The organism is Denitratimonas tolerans, from assembly GCF_037203605.1.
In the GTDB taxonomy this organism is placed as follows: Bacteria; Pseudomonadota; Gammaproteobacteria; order Xanthomonadales; family Xanthomonadaceae; genus Denitratimonas; species Denitratimonas tolerans.
The window spans coordinates 1-2,028 of record NZ_JBBDHC010000037.1 but is presented as its reverse complement, the minus strand read 5'-3'; the positions used below and the strand labels follow the sequence as shown (position 1 = coordinate 2,028).

Sequence of the window (2,028 nt, the reverse complement as noted above, 5' to 3'; positions counted from 1 at the left end):
TCAAGGCGTGCTGGCCCATGCGGCAGCCGGTGGAGTGATGAGCAGCCTGCAGGGCGGCAAGTTCGGGCACGGGTTTGTCAGTGCGGGATTCACGCAGGCACTCAGCCCCGGCATCGGCAAGCTGGAAGGACCGATTCGCCAAGGCACTGCCGTTGCAGTCTTGGGTGGCACCACCTCGGTGATGACGGGTGGGAAGTTCGGCAATGGGGCGGTGACGGCGGCGTTTAGTTATGCGTTTGGGAGCATGGCCAGCCGTACAGCGAGCGTAGAAACCTGTGATTGCGGAGCCAGCCCAGGCAATCCAGCTGGTGCGCGCTGGTCGATGGAGTCCCCGAATCTAGAGTGGGCGAACAAGATCACCATCGTCGAGGAAGATGGGGTAACGGTTCTTCGTGGTGCACTAACGGTCTCTGGCCCCAGTGCTTCTCGAATTGCAGCGGATGTGAACGCGATATGGAACGGGGCGACTGCGGCGTACGAGGGTGTGACTTATCGGTCCGAGATTTCGATGAGTGTCGTGAAAAGCGACGGTGACTGGCAAGCCGTTCGAATGTCAAATCGCGAGTGGACCCGGTTGAACTCGATGGTCAGCGGCGGTCAAGTGGCGGCATTTGTACCGGCATTCGGCTCCTCTCAAGTTCGTTTGGCACCGATCAAAAACTGGACCGGCCGAGGAACGATGGCGCACGAGTTCGGACATTCGTTGGGGTTGTCGCACGCACCTCCAAATTCGGGAAGTATCATGTCCTACGATGCAGCCCGCTCGTTAGTCGGCAGAGATCTGTATAACCTCTCGGGGGGGTATCGCTGATGTTCTTTTTGAGATCCGTTGGAGTTGCGTTGATGGCCGCTGCTGGAGGGTGTGCAATGGCAAGTCACCATGGTCTGCTTTCTGATGAGCGGCTTGAATCTTTAGTTGCTTCCGCTGGCGTTCAATCGCCGTGGCACATCGAGCAGGAGCAGCTACGGGACGACGATGAGAGCGATTGGTTTGTGTACGCCTATGAGGAACCGAAGAACATCTATCCAGCGATCTGTGCTACTCGTGTACATGGCTTCGGAGTGAGGGGGCGACGCTCTGATCCGGAGATTGTGCGTCATCAAGAGGAGTGGCAGTTGGCCTTTCGCAAGTGTGAGGGCGCGACTCTTGAAGATTTCCGGCCGGTCACAGGTGAAGCGTCTGAACAGGAGCTATCGGAATTGATCGGACTCATACGTGCTTCGATACCAGTATTGGGCGGATCGCCTGGACTACTCAAGTTCCAAACGGCAGATCTCCCTACTTTCTTCGAAAAAATTGTTCTTGAGAATGTGGTGTCTATCGTCCGAACTGCCGCGAGTGGAGTGACTATAACTTTTTCTGCACGTGAACTTTCTCCCGAACTGCTGGGCGTGCGGATCTCTCCTCGAGAAGGTGGAGCTCCGGATGTGTTTGTCTTCCGCGCAAGTGGTCCTCATCCACTTATGTAGTTTCGCAGCAAGTAGGGCGGAACCCGCAGTGCGGATTCCGCCGCTTCATGTAGCTACCCATGCCCAGCCCCGTCCCTTCGCTCATCACGAATCGCCACGCGCATCGTCTTCGGCATGACCGGCGCGCGCCATCGCCGCATCGGCGATGGCGCAGCCGCGACAGCACCATGGACGGGCGCACCTACCGCGAAGAGACCCGGTACGACAGCTACGGCCGGGCCTGGAAGACGCGCGATGCCAGCGGCGGGTGGCTCAAGCAGCAGTTCGATACGCAGGGCTTTGCCACCCGCCTGTGCGACTCCACCGAGGCGGACACCGCGCCCAGCTGCGGCACCTCCTTCCACACCACCGTGGACGAGGTGGACGCGCGCGGCGCGGTACTGGTGGAGCGGCGCGGCTCCAGCGTCGGCCCCACCATCGCGCGCAGCTACAACGCCCTCAACGGCCAGCTGGTGGGTGTATGCACGGGGCCCGGCTGCACCGTGCAGAACAGCGCCTACGGCTACGACAACAAGGGCCAGCTCACGAGCCGGGAAGAGGCCGGGCGCTACAAGGAGC

At 60.1% G+C, this 2,028-nt stretch carries 3 protein-coding genes; all 3 read left to right on the top strand.

Annotated features, from left to right (window positions below; genetic code table 11):
- A partial coding sequence (locus WB794_RS13440; RefSeq protein ID WP_337336360.1) for a hypothetical protein occupies nt 1-811 on the top strand: 811 nt, incomplete at its 5' end.
- 32 nt (nt 812-843) lie between these two features.
- Nucleotides 844-1,470 carry a hypothetical protein gene (locus WB794_RS13435; protein WP_337336359.1) on the top strand — a complete coding sequence of 209 codons (627 nt, stop codon included), beginning with the start codon at nt 844-846 and terminating at the stop codon, nt 1,468-1,470.
- Nucleotides 1,471-1,637: 167 nt separating this feature from the next.
- Nucleotides 1,638-2,028, top strand: a 391-nt coding sequence (locus WB794_RS13430) for a hypothetical protein (RefSeq protein WP_337336358.1), incomplete at its 3' end; no start/stop codon positions are given.